This is a genomic window from Leclercia sp. UBA5076 (assembly GCF_002416465.1).
In the GTDB taxonomy this organism is placed as follows: domain Bacteria; phylum Pseudomonadota; class Gammaproteobacteria; order Enterobacterales; family Enterobacteriaceae; genus Enterobacter.
The window spans coordinates 109,401-129,804 of record NZ_DIAO01000023.1 but is presented as its reverse complement, the minus strand read 5'-3'; the positions used below and the strand labels follow the sequence as shown (position 1 = coordinate 129,804).

At 55.7% G+C, this 20,404-nt stretch carries 17 protein-coding genes and 1 riboswitch; of the genes, 5 read left to right on the top strand and 12 right to left on the bottom strand.

Translation table 11 applies throughout. The annotated features are described in order from the left end of the window. Positions 1–244: 244 nt before the first annotated feature. Positions 245–1,096 (bottom strand): glutamate racemase, encoded by an 852-nt coding sequence (murI, locus tag B3X29_RS22535; RefSeq protein WP_103177477.1) that lies wholly within the window; start codon positions 1,094–1,096, stop codon positions 245–247. Continuing rightward, positions 1,041–2,894 carry a TonB-dependent vitamin B12 receptor BtuB gene (gene btuB, locus B3X29_RS22530; RefSeq protein WP_159340315.1) on the bottom strand — a complete coding sequence of 618 codons (1,854 nt, stop codon included), beginning with the start codon at positions 2,892–2,894 and terminating at the stop codon, positions 1,041–1,043. The genes murI and btuB overlap by 56 nt, the downstream gene beginning before the upstream one ends. Before the next feature lie 66 nt (positions 2,895–2,960). Beyond that, positions 2,961–3,135, bottom strand: a riboswitch (cobalamin riboswitch). A gap of 103 nt (positions 3,136–3,238) precedes the next feature. On the opposite strand from btuB, the gene trmA reads away from it, so the two are divergent. After that, on the top strand, positions 3,239–4,345 hold the full coding sequence (trmA, locus tag B3X29_RS22525; RefSeq protein ID WP_156655366.1) for a tRNA (uridine(54)-C5)-methyltransferase TrmA: 1,107 nt from the start codon (positions 3,239–3,241) through the stop codon (positions 4,343–4,345). A gap of 78 nt (positions 4,346–4,423) precedes the next feature. Here the strand turns inward: trmA and B3X29_RS22520 are convergent, their stop codons facing one another. Both B3X29_RS22520 and fabR read right to left on the bottom strand, forming a co-directional pair. Then, entirely contained in the window at positions 4,424–4,783 is a 360-nt protein-coding gene (locus B3X29_RS22520; RefSeq protein WP_103177480.1) for a YijD family membrane protein, read from the bottom strand. A 10-nt stretch (positions 4,784–4,793) separates the two neighbouring features. Then, positions 4,794–5,432 (bottom strand): HTH-type transcriptional repressor FabR, encoded by a 639-nt coding sequence (gene fabR, locus B3X29_RS22515; protein ID WP_032615233.1) that lies wholly within the window; start codon positions 5,430–5,432, stop codon positions 4,794–4,796. 196 nt (positions 5,433–5,628) lie between these two features. Here fabR and sthA point away from each other — a divergent pair, with 196 nt between their 5' ends. Then, positions 5,629–7,029, top strand: coding sequence for a Si-specific NAD(P)(+) transhydrogenase (gene sthA / locus B3X29_RS22510; RefSeq protein WP_103177481.1), 1,401 nt, complete (start codon positions 5,629–5,631; stop codon positions 7,027–7,029). Here sthA and oxyR read toward each other — a convergent pair. The 4 genes from oxyR to argC form a co-directional block, all read right to left on the bottom strand. Continuing rightward, positions 7,012–7,929, bottom strand: a complete 918-nt coding sequence (gene oxyR, locus B3X29_RS22505; RefSeq protein WP_103177482.1) for a DNA-binding transcriptional regulator OxyR — start codon at positions 7,927–7,929, stop codon at positions 7,012–7,014. The genes sthA and oxyR overlap by 18 nt on opposite strands. Before the next feature lie 292 nt (positions 7,930–8,221). Next, positions 8,222–9,595 carry an argininosuccinate lyase gene (gene argH / locus B3X29_RS22500; RefSeq protein ID WP_103177483.1) on the bottom strand — a complete coding sequence of 458 codons (1,374 nt, stop codon included), beginning with the start codon at positions 9,593–9,595 and terminating at the stop codon, positions 8,222–8,224. Between the two features lie 74 nt (positions 9,596–9,669). Further along, complete coding sequence (gene argB / locus B3X29_RS22495; RefSeq protein WP_103177484.1) at positions 9,670–10,446, bottom strand: acetylglutamate kinase; 777 nt, start codon at positions 10,444–10,446, stop codon at positions 9,670–9,672. Positions 10,447–10,452: 6 nt separating this feature from the next. Further along, on the bottom strand, positions 10,453–11,457 hold the full coding sequence (gene argC / locus B3X29_RS22490) for an N-acetyl-gamma-glutamyl-phosphate reductase (RefSeq protein WP_159340314.1): 1,005 nt from the start codon (positions 11,455–11,457) through the stop codon (positions 10,453–10,455). Between the two features lie 88 nt (positions 11,458–11,545). Here argC and argE point away from each other — a divergent pair, with 88 nt between their 5' ends. The 3 genes from argE (at position 11,546) to B3X29_RS22475 (ending at position 16,540) form a co-directional block, all read left to right on the top strand. After that, positions 11,546–12,697 (top strand): acetylornithine deacetylase, encoded by a 1,152-nt coding sequence (argE, locus tag B3X29_RS22485; RefSeq protein ID WP_103177486.1) that lies wholly within the window; start codon positions 11,546–11,548, stop codon positions 12,695–12,697. A gap of 247 nt (positions 12,698–12,944) precedes the next feature. After that, the gene (gene ppc / locus B3X29_RS22480; protein WP_103177487.1) at positions 12,945–15,596 is read left to right on the top strand and encodes a phosphoenolpyruvate carboxylase; all 2,652 of its coding nucleotides are present in this window, start codon (positions 12,945–12,947) and stop codon (positions 15,594–15,596) included. A 95-nt stretch (positions 15,597–15,691) separates the two neighbouring features. Then, positions 15,692–16,540 carry a helix-turn-helix transcriptional regulator gene (locus B3X29_RS22475; RefSeq protein WP_159340313.1) on the top strand — a complete coding sequence of 283 codons (849 nt, stop codon included), beginning with the start codon at positions 15,692–15,694 and terminating at the stop codon, positions 16,538–16,540. Here the strand turns inward: B3X29_RS22475 and B3X29_RS22470 are convergent. Genes B3X29_RS22470 through B3X29_RS22455 form a run of 4 tightly spaced genes read right to left on the bottom strand, consistent with a single transcriptional unit; the run spans position 16,527 to position 20,396 of the window. Continuing rightward, positions 16,527–16,874: a PTS fructose-like transporter subunit IIB gene (locus tag B3X29_RS22470; RefSeq protein WP_371816563.1), complete on the bottom strand. Its 348-nt coding sequence runs from the start codon at positions 16,872–16,874 to the stop codon at positions 16,527–16,529. The genes B3X29_RS22475 and B3X29_RS22470 overlap by 14 nt on opposite strands. 11 nt (positions 16,875–16,885) lie before the next feature. Then, positions 16,886–17,761: a [formate-C-acetyltransferase]-activating enzyme gene (locus B3X29_RS22465; protein WP_159340312.1), complete on the bottom strand. Its 876-nt coding sequence runs from the start codon at positions 17,759–17,761 to the stop codon at positions 16,886–16,888. Then, complete coding sequence (locus B3X29_RS22460; RefSeq protein ID WP_159340311.1) at positions 17,727–20,024, bottom strand: formate C-acetyltransferase; 2,298 nt, start codon at positions 20,022–20,024, stop codon at positions 17,727–17,729. Before B3X29_RS22460 ends, B3X29_RS22465 begins: the two co-directional genes overlap by 35 nt. Before the next feature lie 51 nt (positions 20,025–20,075). After that, positions 20,076–20,396, bottom strand: a complete 321-nt coding sequence (locus B3X29_RS22455; protein ID WP_103177492.1) for a PTS fructose-like transporter subunit IIB — start codon at positions 20,394–20,396, stop codon at positions 20,076–20,078. Positions 20,397–20,404: the final 8 nt, after the last annotated feature.

Sequence of the window (20,404 nt, the reverse complement as noted above, 5' to 3'; positions counted from 1 at the left end):
GGGCATGCCAACTCGGCTTTCGCTCACCGTTGCGAGGTCCCGTATATTACGTTTTCCTCATTAAGAGTCAAGCAATTATTTCGAGCTTTCCTCTGCCGGGTATTCATCGCTGAACCCCGCTGACCCGGCGGCTTGCGTGCCGTTGTTCCGTGTCAGTGGAGGCGCATTATAGGGAGTTCTCCGGCGCTGACAAGAGCTAATTTAAAAAAACTTTTCAACTGTCTTTTTTTTGCGCAAAAACGTGCTACACCGCTAGTTTTTCGAGCGTTTCGAAGCCATAACGATGTAAAACGGGTAAAAGTTGCTCAGTCTCAGCGGTCAATGCCATGCAATAAGCGATATTTGCGTCGGCAGATTTTGCGTCTGGCGCTTCATGTTCAAGTAGCCACGCTGTGCGACGGGCAATCGCTGCCCCTGAATCCACCAGCCGGGTGCCTTCCGGAAGTACGGCCAGCAGCTCTTCCTGTAGCAAAGGGAAATGCGTGCAACCCAGCACCACCGTATCCGGCGGCTCCGCCATCCGCAGCCATGGACGCAGAATACGGCGCAGCTCTTCCAGCGAGACCGCTTTGCCGTGCAGTTTAGCTTCCGCCATCTCAACCAGCTCGGCAGAACCTAACATCGCAATCTGGCATTCATTTGCGAAGCGTTCGATCAGTTCGCGGGTATAAGGCCGCTTAACCGTACCGCGCGTTGCCAGAAGCCCCACCACGCCATTTGCCGTCAGGCGCGCAGCAGGTTTGATCGCCGGCACCACGCCCACAACCGGGAACGGGAACTTTTCGCGTAGTGCCGGGAGGGAGACCGTACTGGCGGTGTTGCAGGCAATCACCGCCAGTGCGAGGGGATACTGCTGTTGCACAGCGGTAACGATCTCAACGACGCGTTCAACAATAAACGCTTCGCTCTTTTCCCCGTAGGGGAAAGCCACGTTATCGAAGGCATAGATGTAATGAAGATCCGGCAGAAGTTGCCGAATCTCATCATAGACTGAAAGCCCACCGACACCGGAGTCAAACACCAGTACGGTGGGACGTGGGTCAGAAGGTGTAGCTGCCAGACAAGGTGTATTCCCGTCCTGCAGTTTCGTAGCCATAAACTGTCTCGTAGTCTTTATCGAACAGGTTGGCTATTTTACCACGAACTGTAAGGTGAGAGGTGACAGGATATGAAACAGCGAGATCCCACAAACTTACCCCACCCATTTTCACTCGCTCTGAGGTGAACGTATCAGGATCGTACGCTACATCATAACGGGTACCCAGGTAGCGGTAGGCCAGATTCCAGTCGAGATCCCACACCTGCGTATCCAGCTGATACTTCACCTGCTGCTTCGAACGGCGGGCAAGCACTTCGTTCGTTTTGGCATTGCGCGGATCCACGTAGTCATAAGAAATCTGATGGCCTACCGGGCCAGTATCAAACTGCGCCGTGGCTTCAATACCTTTGATACGTGCTTTATCAACGTTGTAGTAGCGGAACGTACGCGGGTCGCTGCTGATCAGGTTGTCGATATCGTTACGATAACCCGATACACGCCAGGTCACCGGGCCGGTCAGCCCCTCGAAACCGCCTTCCCACTGCTTGCTCTCTTCCGGTTTCAGATCCGGGTTGCCGTAGCTCGCACTGTGGATTTGGCTCATGGTCGGTGCTTTATAGGCGGTGCCGTAGGACGCGATGATGCGATAACCGTCAATGAACTCCCATCCGGCGCTGGTCTGCCAGGTGTTATGGTTACCAAAGTTAGAGTTGTCATCATTACGCGCGGCCGCTTCCAGGGTCACGCTATCGAACTGCTGCAGGGCGGACAGGAATACCCCAGTGTTGCGCTGCTCATAGCCTTTATCCAGATAACCCGTTCCCGCCTGGGTTTTTTGCTTCTGCCAGTCCAGACCGGCGCCGATATTGCCGTGGCCCACCGTGACGGTGTTCATCCACTGGGCCGTGTACTGCTTAACGTCATCCATGGTAGCAGAGGAAGCATAGCGGCCTTTGCTCGGATCGTAGTTCTGGTCTTTACTGCGACCGTAACCGGTCACCAGCTGTGTCTGGTAAATCCCCTGGTGATAGCGCAGGCCGGTGTCCCAGTTCTGGCTGTAAAGCTGACGGGTATCAGGCAGGCCATCGACCATAAAGTTGTTGTCATAATGCTCATAGCCGTCATACGCCGTACGGTTGTCATAGCCGAGGCCACGCACGAAACCGCTCAGGCTGTCAGTGAATTGCTGCTCAACCGAGCCAAACAGCGACTTACTCATAAAACCGTCACGGTCGGGCTGGCGTGGCGCATCCGCCGCATCAATATCAAAGCCGCGGGTATAGGTATAGTTACCGCCCAGGGTAATTTTGGTTTTATCCAGCACCTGCTGGAAGGAACCATCATAGGATTGATAGCCTTTCGAGCCGACGCTGGCGGTGATTTCCGCCCCTGGCGTGTCCCGACCCGTAATGATGTTAATCACGCCGCCAATCGCATCTGAACCATACAGGGCCGAACGCGGGCCACGGATGTATTCAACACGCTGAATAAGCGAAACGGGGATTTGGCTGAGATCCGGTGAATTACTGATCCCGGCGTTATTCAGTGGAATGCCATCAATCAGCACCAGCACATGGCGGGATTCCGTGCCGCGAATAAAGGTAGAAGAGGTGGCACCTATTCCACCGCTTTGGGCGATATCAACGCCCGGTAAGCGCGACATCACTTCAACGACGCTTTTAGCCTGCCAACGCTCGATATCTTCCCGGGTAACGACAGAACTCGGAGCCAGAACGGTATTTGCAGGTTGTGCAACACGGTTTGCCGTCACCACCAACGAGTCTGCGCCATCCTGCGCCCAGCCCGAAAATGCCGTGACGGAAAGCGCCGTCAACAGCGATACTTTTTTAATCATTGTAAAAGCATCCACAATATAAGAAGGATGCCGCAGGCCTCATCGATAGCACGCGATGATGAAACCAAATGCGACGTGATCCCGGCAGGTCTTCGGGCTAGGTGGCGTTTAGTGGATGTAGACTTCCCATTTTCACAGTGTCTGTTAACTCATCCCGCCAGTCTTTACCGCTGCGCGTCAGCTCCAGATTTGCACTGGATTCCCTTTTCACTCATAAGAGACCGGAAACATAATGCTACATTTAGACACGTATAGATGTCCAGACTGCCGTTGACCATTAAGGCTGGACATCCCCTGTACAATCCCTACAATCCCCGCGTAATTCATCATCAACAGGAAGCATCATGACCCCAGAACACCTCCCGACAGAACAGTACGACGCGCAACTGGCAGAGAAAGTCGTCCGTCTGCAAAGTATGATGACGCCTTTTGCTGCGCCTGCGCCTGAGGTGTTCCGCTCCCCGGTTAGCCACTATCGTATGCGTGCCGAATTCCGCATCTGGCACGACGGTGACGACCTGTACCACATCATTTTCGATCAGCAGACCAAAAGCCGGATCCGCGTGGACAGTTTCCCGGCGGCCAGCGAGCTGATTAACCAGTTGATGACGCTGATGATGGATGGCGTGCGCAATAATCCGCTGCTGCGCCATAAGCTCTTCCAGATTGACTACCTGACCACCCAAAGCAATCAGGCCATCGTCTCGCTGCTGTACCATAAGGCGTTGAACGACGAGTGGCGCCAGGCCGCAGAAGCCCTGCGTGATGCGCTGCGCGCGCAGAACATCAATGTGCATCTGATTGGCCGCGCGACCAAAACCAAAATCGCGCTGGATCAGGACTATATAGACGAGCGCCTGCAGGTGGCGGGGAAAGAGATGATCTACCGCCAGGTGGAGAACAGCTTTACGCAGCCGAACGCTGCCATGAACGTGCAGATGCTGGAGTGGGCGCTGAACGCCACCGAGGGCGCAACCGGGGATCTGCTGGAGCTGTACTGCGGTAACGGCAACTTCTCGCTGGCGCTGGCGCGTAACTTCGACCGCGTACTGGCCACCGAAATCGCCAAGCCGTCGGTCGCCGCCGCGCAATACAACATTGCAGCGAACCATATTGATAATGTGCAGATCATTCGCATGTCGGCGGAAGAGTTTACTCAGGCGATGAAGGGCGTAAGGGACTTTAATCGTCTGCAGGGGATCGATCTGAAGAGCTACCAGTGTGAGACCATTTTCGTCGACCCGCCACGTAGTGGGCTGGACAGCGAAACGGAGAAGATGGTGCAGGCGTACCCGCGTATTTTGTATATCTCCTGTAATCCGGAGACCTTGTGCCAGAACCTGGAAACATTAAGCCAGACGCACAAGGTTGAACGTCTGGCTCTGTTCGATCAGTTCCCGTACACGCACCATATGGAGTGCGGGGTGCTACTGACGGCTAAAAACGCATAGGCCGGATAAACGAAGCGCCATCCGGCGCTTTTTGGCAGGTGGCGCTGCGCTTACCTGCCCTACAGAACAGCAAGATGATTACTCTGGCAGCTGCTGCTTACGGTTACGCATTTTAATGCCAATCCAGAACACCAGCGCCACTGACAGCACAGCCGGCAGGAAGTTAGAGCCAATGTCCGGATACTCTGCGCGCACCACGGTGCTATACAGCAGGACGCCCAGCACAAAGAACGCCGCCGACAATGCCGGTAACCCCACCGGCATGGTGCGATTCTGATAACGCTGATGCAGACAGTACACCGTCAGCACCAGAGAGATCATCGGGAAAACCGAGAACGGTACAATAGAGCTAAAAAGCGCTGCGAACGTACCGTTAATGGATAAGCCAGCGATCAATGCCAGCAATAATGTTCCTTTATCCTGTCCTGTCTGTTTCATTACTCACCTTTCACTCATCGGATTGATGCGCCAGTTTTTCTTGTTCACGGCGATACCAGTAATAAGCCCCTTTAGAGATCATCCGCAGTTGCAATACCAGTCGCTCTTCGAGTTGCTTGCGTTGTTCAACGCTCACATCCAGTGCTTCGGCGCCCGCACTGAAGACTATTGTTACCATCGCCTCGGCCTGCGCCTCAGTGAAGGCGCGCGGCATATGGTTTTCGAGTTCAAGATAGTCGGCAAGTTCCGCAATAAAATGCTGAATCTCGCGGGCCACGGCGGCACGAAACGCGGCCGAGGTGCCTGAGCGTTCCCGTAACAATAAACGAAACGCGTTGGGATTATTGCCGATAAACTCCATAAAAGTGGAAACAGAGGTGCGGATCACGCTCCCCCCTTTGGCGATACGCTGACGCGCCTGGCGCATTAGCTGGCGCAGCATCAGCCCGCTCTCATCCACCATGGTCAGACCCAGTTCATCCACGTCACGGAAATGACGATAGAAAGAGGTAGGCGCAATCCCGGCTTCGCGTGCGACCTCGCGCAGGCTCAGACTGGCAAAACTTCGCTCAGCACTCAGTTGACTGAATGCAGCCTCTACCAGCGAACGCCGGGTTTTCTCTTTTTGTTGTGCTCTTACGCCCATCACGATAGTTGAATCCTTCCAAAGGCCCGCAGGCACTATACCAGAGAATAAAATTAATCGGATTACCTGGCTTACAGAATGAAGGTTTACATGTTGTTTGTGCTCCACCGCGCGAAAAGAGCACAACGATAATTGGGTTATCCTGTCAATGATGTTACTATTCTGTTGCTTTTATGTATAAGAACAGGTAAGCCTTACCATGTCACATTCCTACGATTACGACGCAATTGTTATTGGTTCCGGCCCCGGCGGCGAAGGCGCTGCTATGGGACTGGTTAAACAGGGAGCCAGAGTAGCGGTTATTGAGCGCTACCATAACGTTGGCGGCGGCTGTACCCACTGGGGCACTATCCCTTCCAAAGCCCTCCGCCACGCCGTCAGCCGCATTATTGAATTTAACCAGAACCCTCTTTACAGCGATCACTCCCGTCTTCTTCGTTCCTCCTTTGCCGATATTCTGAATCACGCGGATAACGTGATTAATCAGCAGACGCGCATGCGCCAGGGTTTTTATGAGCGCAACCACTGCGAAATTCTGCAGGGCAGCGCGCATTTTGTGGATGAACATACGCTGGCGCTGGAGTGCCATGACGGTTCTGTTGAAACCATCACCGCAGAGAAATTTGTGATCGCCTGCGGCTCACGCCCGTATCGCCCGGCTGATGTCGATTTCTCTCACCCGCGCGTGTACGACAGCGACTCCATTCTGAGCCTGCACCATGAGCCGCGCCACGTACTCATCTACGGCGCCGGGGTGATCGGCTGTGAATATGCCTCTATCTTCCGCGGTATGAACGTGAAGGTCGACCTGATTAACACCCGCGATCGTCTGCTGGCCTTCCTCGATCAGGAGATGTCTGACTCGCTCTCGTATCACTTCTGGAACAGCGGCGTGGTGATTCGTCACAACGAAGAGTACGAGAAGATTGAAGGCTGTGATGATGGCGTCATCATGCACCTGAAATCGGGTAAAAAGCTGAAAGCCGACTGCCTGCTGTATGCCAATGGCCGTACAGGTAACACCGATTCGCTGGCGCTGGAAAACATCGGTCTGACCACCGACAGCCGCGGGCAGATCAAGGTGAACAGCATGTACCAGACCGCCCTGCCACATATCTATGCCGTCGGGGATGTGATTGGTTATCCAAGCCTGGCGTCAGCGGCGTATGACCAAGGGCGCATTGCGGCTCAGGCGCTGGTGAAAGGCGAAGCGACAGCACACCTGATCGAAGATATCCCGACGGGCATTTACACCATTCCGGAGATCAGTTCTGTAGGGAAAACCGAGCAGCAGCTGACGGCCATGAAGGTGCCTTACGAAGTGGGTCGTGCCCAGTTTAAACATCTGGCGCGGGCGCAAATCGTGGGAATGAGCGTCGGTACGCTGAAGATTTTGTTCCATCGCGAGACGAAAGAGATCCTCGGCATTCACTGCTTCGGTGAACGTGCGGCGGAAATCATCCATATCGGCCAGGCGATCATGGAGCAAAAAGGTGGCGGTAACACCATCGAATACTTTGTTAATACCACCTTTAACTACCCGACCATGGCGGAAGCCTATCGGGTAGCGGCGCTGAACGGCTTAAACCGCCTGTTTTAAGGTGCTGTCGAAATGGCCATCCATTGCACCACGGATGGCCTCCGCCAGCTGCTCATAGCGGCTGCGCAGCGGTGAACCCGGACGATAAACCAGGCCAATGGTACGCCGCGGCTCCGGCTTGATGCATGGCAGATAGACCACGCCATCACGCTTATGTTCGCGCGGCACGGCCAGCGCAGGCAGCAGCGTAATACCGCTTCCTGCCGCCACCATGTTACGCAGCGTTTCCAGGCTGGTTGCGCGGAAGTGGGTATCTTCATCGGCACCGGCTTCAAAACAGAAGCCCATCGCCTGATCGCGCAGACAGTGACCATCTTCCAGCATCAGCAGCTTTTCACCGGCCAGATCGGCCATCGGCACGCGATCGCGGCTCGCCCATGGATGATCTTCATAGATCGCCAGCATCATCGGCTCATCAAACAGCGGCACTTCGATAAAGGCTTCGCTCTCTTTGACCAGCGCCAGAATGGCGCAGTCGAGCTTACCGCTATCTAACTGCGCCAGCAGCTGATGGGTTTGCGCTTCATGCAGGTACATTTCGAGTTTAGGGAACGTCTGATGCAGCATAGGAATAATATGCGGCAGCAGGTATGGGCCAACGGTTGGGATCAGGCCAATATGCAGCGGGCCGGACATTGTCTCCCCCTGCTGGCTTGCCATTTCCTTGAGCACTTTGACCTCGCGCAACACGGTGCGCGCCTGATCCACCAGCAGAAGGCCTGCCTGGGTGAACAGCACTTTACGACTGGTGCGCTCCAGCAGCATCACGCCAAGCTCGTCTTCCAGCTTACGAATCTGACCGCTAAGGGTAGGCTGGCTGACGTGGCAGGAGTCTGCCGCGCGGCGAAAATGGCGGTGTTCGGCTAACGCCACCAGGTATTCAAGATCACGAATATTCATTATTCATCCTCCGTCGCCACGATAGTTCATGGCGATAGATAGCATAGCAACGAACGATTATCCCTATCAAGCATTCTGTTGAATAATGCATCACAGAGACGAGGCGGCACCGATTACCCTTGAAGTCCTGTCCCGTCTTACGAGTTTCTCTCAAAACTCGCACAACTAAAGCCAACGTGAACTTTTGCGGACCCCGTGGTCCGCTTTTTTTTTGCGTAAAAAAGCCCAACACAGGGTTGGGCTTTGGTTTGTAGGTCGGATAAGGCGAAGCCGCCATCCGACATATCAGGCATTACACCAGACGGGTTTTCGCATCCGCAATGGCCTGTGCCACCTGCTTCGGCGACACGCCGCCTTTTGCGGCACGCTTGTCCAGACAAGACTGCAACGCCAGGATCGGGTAGACATCGTCGCCAATCACGTTACTGAATTTTTGCAGATCGGCAAGCGGGAGATCTTCCAGCGCTTTGCCCTGACGAATCGCTTCCACGACCGCTTCACCGACAATATGGTGCGCTTCACGGAACGGAACGCCTTTCGCCACAAGATAGTCCGCCAGCTCGGTGGAGTTGGCATAGCCCTGCTGGGCCGCTTCCTGGCAGCGCGGGCGTTTCACCTGAATGCCGTCCAGCACCAGGGCCGCCATATGCAGACAGTCCAGCCAGGTGTCGAGCGCGTCGAACAGCCCTTCTTTGTCTTCCTGCATATCTTTGTTGTAGGCCAGCGGCAGACCTTTCAGGGTCATCATCATCCCGGTCAGTGCACCCTGCACACGGCCACACTTACCGCGGATCAGCTCCAGCGCATCCGGGTTTTTCTTCTGCGGCATGAGGGAAGAGCCGGAGGTCACGCGATCAGACAGCTCAACAAATCCGGCTTCACCGGAGTTGAAGAAGATCAGATCTTCGGCGAAGCGCGACAGATGGACCATGCCGATAGAGGCGTTGGAGAGCAGCTCCAGCACGTGGTCACGGTCGGATACACTGTCCAGGCTGTTACGGGTCGCAGAGGCAAAGCCCAGCCAGCCCGCCAGCTGTTCGCGGTCGATTTCATAGGCGGTGCCGGCCAGCGCGCCGCTGCCCAGCGGGCTCACGTCCAGACGCTTTAAGGTGTCCTGCAGACGGCTTTCATCGCGCGCCAGCATCTCGACATAGGCCAACGACCAATGAGCAAAGGTGACAGGCTGCGCACGCTGCAGGTGGGTATACCCCGGCATCACCGCATCCTGGTTATTCTGCGCGGTCTCCACCAGCGCGCTCTGCAACTGACGGTTAGCCGCCAGCAGTTCCGCCACGGTCTCTTTACACCACAGCTTCAGATCGGTTGCGACCTGGTCGTTACGGCTACGGCCAGTGTGCAGCTTTTTACCCAGTTGGCCGACTTTGTCGATCAGTTTGCCTTCCACCCAGCTGTGAATATCTTCGGCATCGCTTTCAAGGATTTGCTGCGGGTTAAGACGCACCTCTTCCAGCAGATTGTTCAGCGCCTCTTCCAGCTGCAACTGTTCGTCTGCGGTCAGCACGCCAACGGTGACCAGCGCTTTGGACCAGGCCACAGAGCCGACGATATCCTGTTCGGCCAGGCGGTAGTCGAAGCGCAAAGAGTCGTTGAACTGTTTGAACCGTTGATCCGCTGCCTGTGTAAAACGCCCACCCCAAAGTGCCATAACATCGTTCCTTTATTCGTTAGTTCTGCCGGGTGGCGCTGCGCTTACCCGGCCTACGGTCATTCATTAAAAACTTACGCTAGAATACGCGTGCCAATCGGCGTGCCGTTAAACAGCGCCGGAAGCTGCTCCGCGTGACGCCAGGAGGCGATATCCACCGGACGGCCCAACGTGCGCGCCGCATCCAGCGCGGCGTTCACTTTGACAATCATGCCGTCAGTAATAATGCCCTGATCAATCAGCTGCTCGGCTTTTGCCGCGGTCATCTCCGCAATGCGCTGGCCTTTGCCGTCCAGAATGCCGCTCACGTCGGAGAGCAGGATCAGGTCTGCGCCCAGCGTTGCCGCCAGGGCGGTTGCCGCCTGGTCAGCGTTGACGTTCATCAGTTGCCCCTCTTCGGTCACCCCGATAGAGCTCACCACCGGCAGGAAACCGCCTTCCAGCAGCGTATTGATCAGTTTTGGCGAACCCGGCTGGGCCAGGCCAACGTGGCCAAGCTCTTCATCGAGCTGGGTCACCTTAACGCTGTCGCCATCGCCCAGGTAGAGCCCGACAGAGGCGATATGGTGTTTCTTCGCCCAAGCCAGCAGGGTTTTGTTTGCCGTACCCGCCAGCGCACCGGTAATGATGTCGATCTGATCGGCAGGCGTCACGCGCAGGCCGTTTTTCTTTTTCACCGGCAGGTTCAGGCCTTTCATTAACTCATCGACCACACAGCCGCCGCCGTGAACAATCACCAGCGGGCGTTGATGTGATTCGCGATAGTTGACCAGCGCGGTAAACAGACGCTCCAGCGCCTCTTCGCTGTCCAGCAGTACACCACCAAGCTTGATAATTAATGGGTTCATCATCACACCTTAAATAAGAGACTGCGTTTCAGCATAGCCAAAACGAATATTTGCGCACTGCATTGCCTGGGCGGCAGCGCCTTTCAGTAAGTTATCTTCTGCGGCCACCACAATCAGGTGCTCGCCCTGCACGGCAAAACCGATGTCGCAGAACGGCAGGCCGACCACATTTTTCAGCGCGGGCACGCCTTTGTCATAGAGACGCACCAGCGGTTTATCCGCATACGCCTGGGTAAAAGCCTCGCTCACCTGCTCTTTGGTCACGCCAGGCTTCAGGCGGCAGGTGATAGTTTCGAGGATCCCACGCGGGAAACTGCCCAGGTGCGGCGTGAAAATCACCTCCGCGCCCAGATGGGTAGTAATTTCCGGGTGGTGGCGATGGTTAAACACGCCATACGGTTGCAGGCTCACTTCACAGAAGCTGTTGGAGATAGCCGCTTTGCGTCCTGCCCCGCTCACGCCGCTGGTGGCGTTGATCACCGGCCACTGGTTCAGATCCAGCAGACCCGCGTCGATCAACGGCTTCAGGGAGAGCTGCGCCGCCGTCGGGTAGCAACCCGGTACGGCAATCAGGTTCGCTTCTTTCAGTTTATCTGCGCTCCACTCCGCCAGACCGTAGACTGCCTTTTCAAGCAGGTCCGGGTGTTGATGGGTGAAACCGTAGTATTTTTCATAGAACGCGGCGTCGTTCACGCGGAACGCACCGGAGAGATCGAACACCACGCAACCCGCTGCCAGGAACTGCGGCGCCAGGTCGTGGCTGACTTCGTGAGCGGTGGCTAAAAAGACCACGTCCACGCCGTCGGTAAATTCGCTGATATCCGACATTGGCTGCAATGGTAGATCGACAATCCCTTTAAGCTGCGGATGTAAATCGGAAATTAACTTTCCTGCATCATTGCTTTGCGCTGAGACAGTCAAAGCGGTTATGGTCATATGAGGATGGCGATTCACGTAGCTTACAAGCTCTGCGCCCGCATAACCGCTAGCGCCTACAATCAGCGTATTCAACATCGGGTTCCTTTATGCTCAACGTTAATGTATTTTTATTCACATTTATTGCATGAATATTGATACTATCACGACCTAAGGTGTGTCAACAATGAAAATGAATTTACCGCCATTTATCGAGATCTACCGCGCCCTGATTGCCACGCCGTCCATCAGCGCAACGGAAGAAGCGCTGGATCAGAGTAATGAGACTTTAATCAATCTGCTGGCAGGCTGGTTCAGCGATCTCGGGTTTAAGGTGGAGGTTCAGCCGGTGCCGGGAACCCGTAACAAATTTAACCTGCTCGCCAGTACTGGCCAGGGTGCGGGCGGCCTGCTGCTGGCAGGGCATACCGACACCGTGCCGTTTGATGACGGACGCTGGACGCGCGATCCCTTCACCCTGACCGAGCACGACAACAAGCTCTACGGGCTGGGCACTGCTGACATGAAAGGCTTCTTCGCCTTTATCCTCGACGCGCTGCGTGACGTCGACGTGACAAAACTGAAAAAGCCGCTCTATATTCTGGCTACCGCCGACGAAGAGACCAGCATGGCCGGGGCACGCTACTTCTCGGAAAACACGGCGATTCGCCCGGATTGCGCCATCATCGGCGAGCCGACATCCCTGCAACCGATTCGCGCGCATAAAGGCCATATCTCTACGGCGGTGCGCGTGCTGGGCCAGTCCGGCCACTCCAGCGATCCGGCGCGCGGCGTTAACGCTATTGAACTGATGCACGACGCCATTGGCCGCATCATGACGCTGCGCGACGACCTGAAGGAGCGGTATCACTACGATGCCTTCACGGTCCCTTACCCGACGCTGAACCTCGGCAGCCTGCACGGTGGTGATGCCTCTAACCGTATCTGCGCCTGCTGTGAACTGCATATGGATATTCGCCCGCTGCCGGGCATGACCCTGAACGACCTCGACGGCTTGCTGAACGAAGCGTTGGCCCCGGTGAGCGAGCGCTGGCCGGGTCGCCTGACGGTCTCTGAGCTGCATCCGCCAATCCCGGGTTACGAGTGCCCGCCGGACCATCAGCTGGTGGAAGTGGTGGAAAAACTGCTCGGCGAGAAAACCGACGTGGTGAACTACTGCACCGAAGCGCCGTTTATTCAGACCCTCTGCCCGACCCTGGTGCTTGGCCCAGGCTCTATTAACCAGGCCCATCAGCCGGATGAGTACCTGGAAACCCGCTTTATCAAGCCAACCCGCGAACTGATCGCTCAGGTTGTGCATCACTTCTGCTGGCATTAATGACTGTTCCCCTCTTTCGCGAGAGGGGAAAAATCTCATGATCTTCGTCACATTCTCATAAGCATCTCTTATCTGACGCAAAGCGAATTAAATTTCGTAAATTGCCCCTATTTATTCGTTTGCTGAACCGTTTTCGCAGCAATTGACGACGGGGGTTTTACGTGGCTTTATAAAGGGAGATGACAAAATAATGTCCGCGAGATGGCTTTACGGGCATAAACAAAAATGATGGGGTGACTGGGTTTTTATGAACGAACAATATTCCGCGTTGCGTAGTAATGTCAGTATGCTCGGCAAGGTGCTGGGAGATACCATCAAGGATGCGTTGGGCGAGAACATTCTCGATCGCGTTGAAACAATCCGTAAGCTGTCCAAATCTTCCCGCGCGGGTAACGAAGCCAATCGTCAGGAGCTGCTCACCACGCTGCAGAACCTCTCCAACGACGAACTGCTCCCTGTTGCCCGAGCCTTCAGCCAGTTCCTGAACCTGGCAAACACCGCCGAGCAGTACCACAGCATTTCGCCGAATGGCGAAGGGGCCAGCAACCCGGAAGTGATTGCCCGCACGCTCAGAAAACTCAAGGACCAACCCGATCTTAACGAAGCCACCATCAAAAAGGCCGTCGAGTCCCTGTCGCTGGAGCTGGTGCTCACCGCCCACCCGACCGAGATCACCCGTCGTACCCTGATCCACAAAATGGTGGAAGTGAATAACTGCCTGAAGCAGCTGGATAACAAAGAGATCGCTGATTACGAACGTAACCAGCTGATGCGCCGTCTGCGCCAGCTGATTGCCCAGTCCTGGCATACCGATGAAATTCGTAAGCACCGTCCAAGCCCGGTTGACGAAGCCAAATGGGGCTTTGCGGTGGTGGAAAACAGCCTGTGGGAAGGGGTGCCAAACTACCTGCGCGAGCTGAACGAGCAGCTGGAAGAGAACCTCGGCTACCGCCTGCCGGTGGATTTTGTGCCGGTACGCTTCACCTCCTGGATGGGCGGCGACCGCGACGGCAACCCGAATGTGACTGCCGACATCACCCGCCACGTACTGCTGCTGAGCCGCTGGAAAGCCACAGACCTGTTCCTGAAAGATATTCAGGTGCTCATCTCTGAGCTGTCGATGGTTGAAGCCACGCCGGAACTGCGCGAGCTGGCCGGCGAAGAGGGTGCCAGCGAGCCGTACCGTTATCTGATGAAAAAACTGCGCGGCCAGTTGCTGGCAACGCAGGCCTGGCTGGAAGCCCGCCTGAAAGGCCAGCGTCTGCCGAAGCCGGAAGGACTGCTGAGCCAAAACGAGCAGCTCTGGGATCCGCTGTATGCCTGCTATAAATCGCTGCAGGCCTGCGGTATGGGCATTATCGCCAACGGCGAACTGCTCGACACCCTGCGCCGCGTGAAGTGTTTTGGTGTGCCGCTGGTACGTATCGACGTGCGTCAGGAGAGCACCCGTCACACCGAAGCGCTGGGCGAGCTGACCCGCTACCTTGGCATTGGCGACTATGAAAGCTGGTCTGAAGCTGACAAACAGGCCTTCCTGATCCGCGAGCTGAACTCCAAACGTCCGCTGCTGCCGCGCAACTGGGAGCCAAGCAACGAAACCCGCGAAGTGCTCAACACCTGCAAAGCGATCGTTGATGCGCCGAAAGGATCGGTGGCCGCCTATGTGATCTCCATGGCGAAGACCCCATCCGACGTGCTGGGTGTTCATCTGCTACTGAAAGAAGCGGGCATCGACTATGCGCTGCCGGTGGCACCGCTGTTCGAAACCCTTGATGACCTGAACAACGCTAACGACGTGATGACCCAGTTGCTAAATATTGACTGGTATCGCGGCTTTATTCAGGGCAAACAGATGGTGATGATTGGCTATTCCGACTCCGCAAAAGACGCGGGCGTAATGGCAGCATCCTGGGCGCAGTATCAGGCGCAGGACGCACTGATCAAGACCTGCGAGAAAGCCGGTATTGAACTGACCCTGTTCCACGGTCGCGGCGGCTCTATCGGTCGTGGCGGTGCGCCAGCGCATGCGGCGCTGCTTTCCCAGCCGCCGGGCAGCCTGAAAGGCGGTCTGCGTGTGACCGAACAGGGCGAGATGATCCGCTTCAAGTACGGCCTGCCGGAAGTGACCATCAGCAGCCTGTCGCTCTACACCAGCGCCATTCTGGAAGCCAACCTGCTGCCGCCGCCGGAGCCGAAAGAAGCCTGGTGCCATATTATGGACGAGCTGTCAGATATCTCCTGCGATCTGTACCGCGGCTACGTGCGTGAAAACAAAGATTTCGTCCCTTACTTCCGCTCGGCTACACCGGAGCAGGAGCTGGGTAAACTGCCGCTCGGCTCCCGTCCGGCCAAGCGTCGCCCGACCGGTGGCGTAGAGTCCCTGCGTGCCATCCCATGGATCTTCGCGTGGACGCAAAACCGCCTGATGCTCCCGGCCTGGCTGGGTGCCGGTGCCGCGCTGCAAAAGGTGGTGGACGATGGCAAGCAGAGCGAACTGGAGACCATGTGCCGCGACTGGCCGTTCTTCTCCACCCGTCTGGGCATGCTGGAGATGGTCTTCTCCAAAGTCGACCTGTGGCTGGCGGAATACTACGACCAGCGCCTGGTGAAACCCGAGCTGTGGAAGCTGGGTAAAGAGCTGCGCGAGCTGCTGGAAGGCGACATCAAAGTGGTGCTGGCTATCGCCAACGATTCCCACCTGATGGCCGATCTGCCGTGGATTGCGGAGTCTATCCAGCTGCGTAACATCTACACCGACCCGCTGAACGTTCTGCAGGCAGAGCTGCTGTATCGTTCACGTAAAGCGGAAGAAGAGGGTCAGGAGCCAGATCCGCGCGTGGAACAAGCGCTGATGGTCACCATCGCAGGCGTTGCGGCGGGGATGCGTAACACCGGCTAAGCGTAAACCTGATGTAATCAGGCCACACTATGTGTGGCCTTTTTTTATGCTTACAGGTAAGGTTTTGGCTTTGTTGCAACGGGAGAAGGTAAATTATGCAGCCAGATATCAGTCACATACTGGCAGAATTAATTGGTAGCCCTGTGCGGCTGGGTCATGTTCATTTTGCCAGCTCACCTTCTCCGGCCCCTGCCCTTGCATTACAGGTTGATTTCCCACGCCTTGAAATTATCCTGGAGGGCGTCGTTGAGGAGAGCGCCGCACCGGCGTTACAGCAGTACGACATCCTGTATATACCCGCGGGCGGATGGAATTTCCCTCACTGGCAACAGCCTGCGACAACCTTGAGTATCCTCTTCGGCAAACAGCAGCTCGGTTTTAGCGTCCTGCAATGGGATGGCGTCATGCACCGCAATCTGGCTAAACAACATGTTGCCCGGCGCGGGCCGCGCATTGGTTCTTTTCTGCTGCAAACGCTGCACGAAATGCAGATGCAGCCGCAGGAGCAGCAGACCGCGCGCCTGGTCGTCGCCAGTCTGCTGAGTCATTGCAACGACCTGCTTGGCAGCCAGATCCAGACGGCATCGCGCAGCCAGGCGCTGTTCGACGCTATTCGCAGCCACATCGATGATAATTACGCTTCGCCGCTTACCCGGGAATCCGTAGCCCAGGCGTTTTATATCTCACCCAACTACCTGTCGCATCTTTTTCAAAAAACCGGTGCGGTGGGCTTTAATGAATACCTGACGCATATCCGTCTTGAACACGCGCGTCAGTTACTTAAGGGCTATGATCTGAAAGTGAAAGAGGTGGCGCACGCCTGCGGATTTGTCGACAGCAACTATTTTTGTCGGCTGTTTCGTAAGAACACGGAACGTTCCCCGTCAGAGTATCGTCGCCAGTATCATAGCCAGTTGACCGGTAAGGCCGTTAAGTCAGATTAACCTGCGTGTGCTGAGGGGCGGTTAACAACTTCCGCACGGCGCTCATTACCTTGTGCGGCTCGCGCAGAAAGGCGTTGATACCACATTTCACATAACGGCAATATTCAAAGCGTTCGCTACCCGCCAGTTCAATATCGGTGATTAACAGTGCCAGATCGGCACGATGGATATCCTCTTCTGTCAGCTCGTTTTCAATCCCTAACGCCCCCTGGGTTTCGATACGGACAGCCCAGTTCTCTTGCTGACAAAGTTTTTCCAGACGCTCGGCTGCCATGTAGGTGTGCGCCACGCCGCTCACGCAGGCTGTTACCGCCACCAGTTGTCTTCCCGTCATGACTGACATTGTTAACCTCCCACGGTTACCTGAAAACCTGCACGTTCTGCCAGCAGGCGTATGGCGGCAATCTCATTCGCATCCGGCGCGGCCACATCACGCATTAACCATGTTTGCCCTAGCAGACGGTATTTTGGTTCGCCATATTGATGAAAAGGCAGTAAATGCAGCTGCCGTATCCCTGAGGGTATCAGAAATTCCAGCACGCGCGTGATGTTGGTCCTGTGCAGTGTGTAGCCCGGAATAAGCGGAACCCGGGGGATGACATTGACCCCTTCTGCCGCCAGGCTGCGCAAGTTCTGTAACACACGGGGCAAATTCATATTCACGATAGCCCGCGCCTGCTCTGGTTCCATGATCTTCAGGTCGAACAGCACTTCATCGCACTGCTGCGCCAGCGGCAGCAAACGCGACAACGGCGCATCACCCGCCGTCTCGATTGCGGTATGCACGCCATAACGGCGCAAACGTTGCAAAAATTGTGTGGCGAAAGGCGCCTGCATCAGTACTTCTCCGCCTGACAGCGTGACACCACCGCCGGAAGCGCGAAAGAAAACATCGTCTTTCATCACCTCCTGTTCCAGCTCGTCGAGCGTCACATCCCGGCCGATCCGCTCAAACGCCCCCGAAGGGCACTCATCGGCATCGCGTAAACAGGGCGCGCAGTGCAGGCATTTACTCTCCCGGCGTACGGTTTCGATTTTTGGCGACATCGATTCAGGGTTGGCGCACCACGGACAGGTATGCGGGCACCCTTTAAAGAAGACCACGGTACGTATGCCGCGCCCGTCATTCAGGGAGTAACGCTGGATATTGAAGATGCGCGCCACAGGCGCGCGTGTCTCAATGACCTCACAGCTGATGCGCGGTGCGGCGGATAATGTCATCCTGGATCTCCTTCGACAACTCGACAAAGAAGGCGCTGTATCCGGCAACCCTGACCACCAACCCGGCAAAATCCTGTGGGCGCAACTGGGCTTCACGCAGCGTATCTCCATTCACCACGTTGAACTGAACGTGCTGTAGTTTGAGCTGGGTAAACGCGCGCAGGAAATCGGCCAGCTTTTGCAGCCCGGCATCGCCCTCAAGCGTCGCCGGAGTAAATTTCACGTTGAGCAAAGTGCCATTGGAGAGCAGATAATTATCCAGCTTACTGACGGATTTCAGCACCGCCGTAGGCCCCTGCATATCCTGACCGAGCATCGGTGAGAGACCGCCATCCGCGAGCTGCTCCCCTGCCAGCCGACCATCTGGCGTAGCTCCCACTACGGCACCTAGCGGGACGTGCGCCGACACCGTATAAGAGCCCGGCGTGAATTGCCCACCTCTTGGATTGCGATATTTTTCGACCTCTTTGCAATAATGGCGTAGCAGTTCCGCACTAATATTGTCAACTTCGTCGATATCATTGCCATATTTATCGAAGCGGTTGATCAGACGCGCCCGGATTTTTTCTCCTTCCGGAGTGGCAAAATTGGCTTTCAATAGTGCCAGTAGCTCATCAAAACTTAAGCGCTGCTGCTCAAACACCATCCCTTTTAATGCATGTAGCGAGTCGCTCAGGTTGGCGATCCCAATGCCCTGCACACCGGAGAAGTTATAGCGGGCGCCGCCGTCGGTGATCTCTTTTCCGTTGTCCAGGCAATCGCTGATAAAGGAGGAGAGCAGCGGCACTGGCGCCCAGTCCCGATGCCCGATATCGCAGATATTGCTCCCTTCAACCATCAGGGCAATGTAATGGTTTATTTTGTGGCGAATATCGTCGAGCAATTCTTCATAGGTCAACCCGGCATTACCTTCGTTCTCCTGCATGGCGATTTCCATGACTTTCAGCAGGTTAAACATGGCGATATCGTGTAAACCGTAAGTTTTGCCCGGTATAGAAAGCTCAACGCAGCCAACAACGGCGTAATCCCTGGCATCTTCCAGCGACACGCCACGATTAAGGAATGCGGGCACCACCACTTCATCGTTAAAAATCTGTGGGATGCCGGTACCGAGGCGGATAGTCTCTGCCGTTTTCAGCAGGAAGGGCCTGTCGATCAGCTCGTTGACGCGTACGCCAAGATTGGGTTGCGGTAGCTGAACGCTCTGGTAGGCGTCCAGACAGAGAAATGACAATACGTTCACCGCGCTGCGGCCATTTTCGGTCAGGCCGCCTAACAGCGCGGTATAACCGGTCGGAAACCCGGCGAAATAGCGGGCGCTACTGGTGGAGCGTAGCAGCACCACGTCATTACATTTTACCCAGAGCGATTCCAGCAGCTCTTTGAGGAACGCGGCGTCTTCGCCCTGGGTGAGCGAAGCCTGGTAGAACGGCAGCATATATTGGTCGAAGCGACCAATGGAGAGCGAACTGGCGTTCGATTCATACTGCAAAATAATGTTCATATACCAGAACAGCTGACACGCCTGCCAGAAGGTCTGCGGCTTATGCTGCGCGTTATGCCGCGAGATCTCAGCGATGGTCAGTAGCTCCTGACGACGCGCGGCATCCGGGCAGTTTGCCGCCATCTGATCCGCCAGCAACGCATAACGCAAAATGTGGCGTTGGGAGGCTTCAAGCAGCAACAAGACGGCCTGGTAGAAGATGTTTTGTGGATCTTGCGCGCAGTGCGCGCGCATCTGGGCCACTAAGGCGCCCAAACCGTTATTCAACAAGCGCGGATAGTCGATGATAATGTGGCCCTGGCCTTTATCCGTCTGGTTAATACTGAATATTTGGGTGCCAACGGCGGCTTTTACCTCATCCGTCATCTGGCTGTTGATGAAGTCTTTCATCGAACGTTTTTCCCAGTAGGGATAAAGTTGTTCGCGATAGGTTTGCTTATCCTGCTCGCTGATTTCAAAACGGTCCTGAGGGCGGGTGGGGAATTGATCCAGCTCTTTCAGCAGCCAGTAGGGATCCATTTCCGGAGACATAATCCCGGCGCGCGGTTTCACCGTGCGGTTACCGGCAATCAACTCCTCATCACGAATCGCAATTTCTACGTGGTCAAGAATATACGCCGTCGCTTTCGCCCGGCGTATCATTACCGGTTCACCTTCCGTTTGTTGATGACTGGCGGTGTAAAGCACTGCGCGTTCGAGCGAAATCTCTCGTGGGTGAGCAAATAGCGCGTCTTTCAGGCGTTGGATACGGTTCGTCATGAGGACACTCCGGTAGAGGAAAACACTCCCGCCCCTCAGGGCGGGTGGAGATCAGGCAGTTTGCGCCAGATGCGCATCAATTTTGTTCATGATCGCTTCGGCGCGTTTTACCGCGTCGCTGATGTTGACGCGCACGATGGTTTTTCCAGTGAAGCGCTCTTCAAATTTGATGCCGATGTCTTTGGTCAGAATGACCATATCCGCCGCGGCGATCTCTTCGGCTGTAAGCTCATTCTCCAGACCAATCGAGCCCTGCGTTTCGACTTTGACTTCCCAGCCTTTCGCTTTCGCCGCGCTTTCAAGCGCTTCCGCAGCCATGTAGGTATGCGCTACGCCAGATGGACATGCGGTTACTGCAACAATTCGGGTCATGCTCTCTT

Bases quoted from the DNA above. Each gene is read 5' to 3' on its own strand.
- btuB (WP_159340315.1), bottom strand. From the start codon at position 2,894: ATGATTAAAAAAGTATCGCTGTTGACGGCGCTTTCCGTCACGGCATTT.
- ppc (WP_103177487.1), top strand. From the start codon at position 12,945: ATGAACGAACAATATTCCGCGTTGCGTAGTAATGTCAGTATGCTCGGC.
- argB (WP_103177484.1), bottom strand. From the start codon at position 10,446: ATGATGAACCCATTAATTATCAAGCTTGGTGGTGTACTGCTGGACAGC.
- sthA (WP_103177481.1), top strand. From the start codon at position 5,629: ATGTCACATTCCTACGATTACGACGCAATTGTTATTGGTTCCGGCCCC.
- oxyR (WP_103177482.1), bottom strand. From the start codon at position 7,929: ATGAATATTCGTGATCTTGAATACCTGGTGGCGTTAGCCGAACACCGC.
- B3X29_RS22465 (WP_159340312.1), bottom strand. From the start codon at position 17,761: ATGACATTATCCGCCGCACCGCGCATCAGCTGTGAGGTCATTGAGACA.
- B3X29_RS22460 (WP_159340311.1), bottom strand. From the start codon at position 20,024: ATGACGAACCGTATCCAACGCCTGAAAGACGCGCTATTTGCTCACCCA.
- B3X29_RS22475 (WP_159340313.1), top strand. From the start codon at position 15,692: ATGCAGCCAGATATCAGTCACATACTGGCAGAATTAATTGGTAGCCCT.
- trmA (WP_156655366.1), top strand. From the start codon at position 3,239: ATGACCCCAGAACACCTCCCGACAGAACAGTACGACGCGCAACTGGCA.
- B3X29_RS22470 (WP_371816563.1), bottom strand. From the start codon at position 16,874: ATGACGGGAAGACAACTGGTGGCGGTAACAGCCTGCGTGAGCGGCGTG.
- argC (WP_159340314.1), bottom strand. From the start codon at position 11,457: ATGTTGAATACGCTGATTGTAGGCGCTAGCGGTTATGCGGGCGCAGAG.
- B3X29_RS22455 (WP_103177492.1), bottom strand. From the start codon at position 20,396: ATGACCCGAATTGTTGCAGTAACCGCATGTCCATCTGGCGTAGCGCAT.
- argE (WP_103177486.1), top strand. From the start codon at position 11,546: ATGAAAATGAATTTACCGCCATTTATCGAGATCTACCGCGCCCTGATT.
- murI (WP_103177477.1), bottom strand. From the start codon at position 1,096: ATGGCTACGAAACTGCAGGACGGGAATACACCTTGTCTGGCAGCTACA.
- B3X29_RS22520 (WP_103177480.1), bottom strand. From the start codon at position 4,783: ATGAAACAGACAGGACAGGATAAAGGAACATTATTGCTGGCATTGATC.
- argH (WP_103177483.1), bottom strand. From the start codon at position 9,595: ATGGCACTTTGGGGTGGGCGTTTTACACAGGCAGCGGATCAACGGTTC.